A 4,303-nucleotide genomic window follows, 5' to 3' on the forward strand; every position below is an offset into this window, starting at 1 on the left:
GATATGCCAAGCCCACACGAGCTGATAGCGTACGGGCGTGAAGTGCCTGAAATTGCTCGTATGATTGGTGCTGATGCACTGATTTTTCAGGATTTAACTGATCTTGTTGCAGCAGTACAAGAAGAGAATCCTGAGATCAAAGAGTTTGAAACTTCGGTATTTAACGGGGTTTATATCACCCAAGATGTTAATCAGGGCTATTTAGAGTACCTTGACTCTTTGCGTAATGATGATGCAAAAGCACAATTACAAATGAATACCTCAAGTTTAGATCTGCACAACGAACGCTGATATTAGTGTGCCGTTAATGGTTTAAAAATGCTTTAAAGAGGATATTAAAAAAGACTTTAAAGCTGACCTGAGGGTAAAAACCTGTCATTGAGTGCCACCACGGTAATGCTGTGTGGCAGTTATGGCAGGTTTTTTTATTGCCGTTATTGATACGTTTTGATGATTACTGCTATAGGTTAGACATTCTCATGTGCTAGAAGTCATCGAATCGGCTGTGGTATAAACAGACTCTTTCCTTAAAAAAGTATGTTTGTATGCCCGCGTCTCACTTATCGTCAATGCCGTTGCCGACACCTGAAATTGTCTCTGATACTCAATGTGCAGCAGATAATACTGCGGTTGAATTAGCAGTGGCTAACTACCTTGCTACACATCAGGTATTGGCTTTATCAGTACAAGATCAGCAAGGGCTTTGGAGTGCACCGGTTTATTATGCGGCCAGTTCAGGATCTCGGTTGATTTTTCTTTCGCGCTTAGAGAGCCGGCATGCACAGGCGGTATTACAAAATCCGCATGTGGCGTTGAGTATTTATACCGACAGTTGCCAGTGGAATAAAATCCAAGGTTTACAAGGTGTCGGGAGTGTTCGGCTGCTTGAACAAGCTGAACTTGATTTAGCTAAAGCGCAGTATTTAAAGCGTTTTAACTTTATTTTACAGGATGAAAAGCTGTTGCAATCTATGGCTAAAGTGAGCTGGTTTATGTTGGATATTGAGCAGCTTTTTTGGCTGGATAATCAAGCTGGTTTAGGTCAGCGAATAGCCATTAATGTCAACTCACCGGAGTATCAACAGGCATGGAACGTACACGCTTAATTGTCGGAATATCAGGAGCAAGCGGGGCTATTTATGGCATTCGTTTACTCGAAGTACTGCAACAGTTACCCGAAATCGAAACCCATTTGATCATCAGTCAAGCTGCTCGTAGAACGCTTGATCTTGAAACCGATTACAGCTTGCGTCAGGTGACAGAACTTGCCGATGTGTACCATGATGTACGTAACATTGCAGCATCGGTTTCGTCTGGGTCATTTCGTACCTGCGGCATGGTGATCTTGCCTTGCTCCATCAAAACGCTATCCGGCATTGTGCACAGTTATGCTGATGATCTCTTGGTTCGTGCGGCGGATGTGGTGCTAAAAGAGCGGCGTCGCTTGTTGCTGGCGGTAAGAGAAACACCGCTTCATCTTGGGCATTTACGTATGATGACCCAAGCTGCTGAACTGGGGGCGGTGATCATGCCACCGGTTCCCGCGTTTTATCATCGGCCACAAACAATACACGATCTGGTCGACCAAACCGTAAACCGTGTGCTGGATCAATTTGATATCCGGTTACCGACTGATCTGTTTACCCGTTGGAATACGCCGGAGTAGGGCAGTATTCTCTGCGTTTGAAATCAATTATGTGATCGCAACCGTTTGCTATGGTCTTTTAAACAAGGAATCTTTACTATTAGCGCTGCTGTAAATGCCTAAGAGCAAGCAGCCTGTACCGGCATCATCCCTTACATTGAAAATCTGTTTTTTTATCTGCGTGCTAATGTCTATTTAAGGAATCGGTTCATGTCGACGAACGCTCCGTCACCGCGAAAAACCTCTGTGAATATCGCCCCTGTGTCTGGCTTTGACCGCTATTTTTCGATTACTGCACGTGGCAGTTCAGTCCGCCAAGAGCTGATTGCTGGTGTGACTACTTTCCTTGCTATGGTGTACTCCATCATTGTTGTACCCAATATGCTCGGTGCAGCTGGTTTTAATCAGGGTGCAGTATTTATGGCAACCTGTTTGGTTGCTGCATTTGGTTCTATTTTGATGGGGCTGTGGGCTCGCCTTCCTATGGCTATCGGCTGTGCTATTTCACTGACTGCATTCACCGCATTTAGCTTGGTATTGGGCCAGAATATCAGCATTCCTGTTGCCTTGGGCGCTATTTTCTGGATGGGTATTCTGTTTACGCTGATTAGCGTGACCGGTATCCGTCAGTGGATTTTGCGTAATCTACCCACCGGTATTGCGCATGGCACGGGAATAGGTATTGGCTTGTTTTTACTGCTGATTGCCGCTGATAGCGTCAAATTGGTGGTTAAAAATACACAGGCTGGCTTACCTGTACAGTTTGGTGTATTCACCTCTTTCCCTGTCATTATGTCATTACTGGGTTTGGCTGCTATTTTTGGTCTTGAACGCCGCAAAGTACCGGGCGGTATTTTAATGGTGATTGTGGCTATTTCCGCGCTAGGGCTGGCGTTTGATCCGAATGTGAAATTTAACGGCTTTTTTGCGATGCCAAACTTGTCATCTGACAGCGGTTTCTTGTTTGGTCAGATGGATATCATGGGCGCGCTTTCTCCTATTATTCTGCCGACCGTACTGGCGCTGGTGATGACTGCGGTCTTTGATGCTACCGGTACAATTCGCGCACTGGCTGGACAGGCTAATTTGCTGGATAAAGACGGGCAAATTATCAGCGGTGGTAAAGCGTTAACGGCAGATTCAGTCAGCAGCATCTTTTCTAGCTTTGTTGGTGCATCTCCGGCGGCGGTATACATTGAATCGGCAGCGGGTACGGCTGCAGGTGGGAAAACTGGCCTGACTGCCACTGTGGTTGGCGTGCTGTTTTTGCTGATGGTATTCCTCTCTCCGCTGAGTTACCTAGTGCCTGCTTATGCCACTGCACCGGCACTCATGTATGTTGGTTTGTTGATGCTGAGCAATGTTGCCAAACTTGATTTTGATGACTACGTTGATGCACTGTCAGGCTTGTTATGTGCGGTATTTATTGTGCTGACCTGCAATATTGTTACTGGCATTATGTTGGGTTTTTCTGCGTTGGTTGTTGGCCGTTTAGTTGCTGGAGAGTTTAAAAAGCTCAATATTGGTACGGTGATTATTGCTGTAGCACTGGTTGTCTTTTATGCCGGTGGCTGGGCTATCTGAGTTTAATGTAAACAGTGATCAGGCCGGTTATTGAAATAGCCGGTCTGATCATAGAAAATACTCAGTCGCATTTTTACTGAATCACTTAAAATTGATCTTCTTTGTAATACATTAAAAATGGAATAGTCTTTTTTTTGATGTGGCACATATATCAAGTATAAAAATGGGGGATAACAAATTGTTATCCCCCATTTTTATATGGGTTTTATAGGTAATAAAATAATAAGGTATTTTGATATAAAAACTATTTTTTAGCGTTCAACACTCTGCATTCATCTTCTGTATATTTAAACAGTCGAGATAAGAGGTCTTTGCTGATCAAAAAAATTAAAATAGGTGGGATAAAGACCATTAATAACACACTGATTCTTGCAACCCAAAATGGGAGCTGGAAATTAAAAATCAACGCAAAAGTCATCCACTTAACACTATCCCAAGCATCGATCAGTAAAGATTCGCTGCCTGATGGTTTCATCAGGCCTAGCATTAATACCACCAATAAAAAGGCGGTAATGCTAGAGATAGCAGGAATCCAATACTTTCTCACAAGATATCCTTGGCTTTATTAAATGTCACCAGTTACGAATTTTAACCTGAATAGCACACAGATAGCCAAACATTTCTTTCAAAATGTTTCAAACCGTGTTTTTTGTTACATGCGGATAAAACGAAACATGACGTGCTTTCCTTACAAGGTACAGTGTAATAAAGAATATGAATCCTTGTAAATATATAAAATGTTTCTTTTTTATCAGTAAGTTAATGGTTGTTTGATCTTCGTTTGTTTTATTGTGCTTGCAGTATGCTACATCGCCTGTGTATGCCGACTACCATGTGACAGAGAGCCCTATCATTGCGCTATATTGAGACTCTTTGTCGCTAAATGTCTGCTGATATCTGACTTTTGTATAGACTTGAGTGTGAGTATTAAGATGGCTATCAAGCCCAGCGCCAACTTGCCAGTAGTCTGAATCCATATTTTGTTTTAGACCATCACTGTCTGTTACTAACTGCGCATTGTTATTTATTTTTTTAATATAATTAGCTGAGAAATAAGGACGATAGTTAATGTCT

At 42.8% G+C, this 4,303-nt stretch carries 5 protein-coding genes and 1 pseudogene; 4 read left to right on the forward strand and 2 right to left on the reverse strand.

The window, feature by feature from the left end; genetic code table 11:
• The 4 genes and pseudogenes from ACRC27_RS06815 to ACRC27_RS06830 all read left to right on the forward strand — a co-directional run.
• A pseudogene (locus tag ACRC27_RS06815) lies at window positions 1-291 on the forward strand (amidophosphoribosyltransferase); the annotation flags it as partial.
• Between the two features lie 254 nt (window positions 292-545).
• Window positions 546-1,106 carry a pyridoxamine 5'-phosphate oxidase family protein gene (locus ACRC27_RS06820; RefSeq protein ID WP_438639493.1) on the forward strand — a complete coding sequence of 187 codons (561 nt, stop codon included), beginning with the start codon at window positions 546-548 and terminating at the stop codon, window positions 1,104-1,106.
• On the forward strand, window positions 1,088-1,666 hold the full coding sequence (locus ACRC27_RS06825) for a UbiX family flavin prenyltransferase (protein WP_438639494.1): 579 nt from the start codon (window positions 1,088-1,090) through the stop codon (window positions 1,664-1,666). The genes ACRC27_RS06820 and ACRC27_RS06825 overlap by 19 nt, the downstream gene beginning before the upstream one ends.
• A 189-nt stretch (window positions 1,667-1,855) precedes the next feature.
• Complete coding sequence (locus ACRC27_RS06830) at window positions 1,856-3,229, forward strand: NCS2 family permease (RefSeq protein ID WP_438621640.1); 1,374 nt, start codon at window positions 1,856-1,858, stop codon at window positions 3,227-3,229.
• Window positions 3,230-3,473: 244 nt separating this feature from the next.
• On the opposite strand, the gene ACRC27_RS06835 is transcribed toward ACRC27_RS06830, so the two are convergent.
• Both ACRC27_RS06835 and ACRC27_RS06840 read right to left on the reverse strand, forming a co-directional pair.
• Entirely contained in the window at window positions 3,474-3,776 is a 303-nt protein-coding gene (locus tag ACRC27_RS06835) for a hypothetical protein (RefSeq protein WP_438639495.1), read from the reverse strand.
• A 280-nt stretch (window positions 3,777-4,056) separates the two neighbouring features.
• The coding region (locus ACRC27_RS06840; RefSeq protein ID WP_438639496.1) for an autotransporter outer membrane beta-barrel domain-containing protein at window positions 4,057-4,303 on the reverse strand (247 nt) is incomplete at its 5' end.

Source organism: Plesiomonas sp., from assembly GCF_051650925.1.
In the GTDB taxonomy this organism is placed as follows: Bacteria; Pseudomonadota; Gammaproteobacteria; order Enterobacterales; family CAMTGL01; genus Plesiomonas.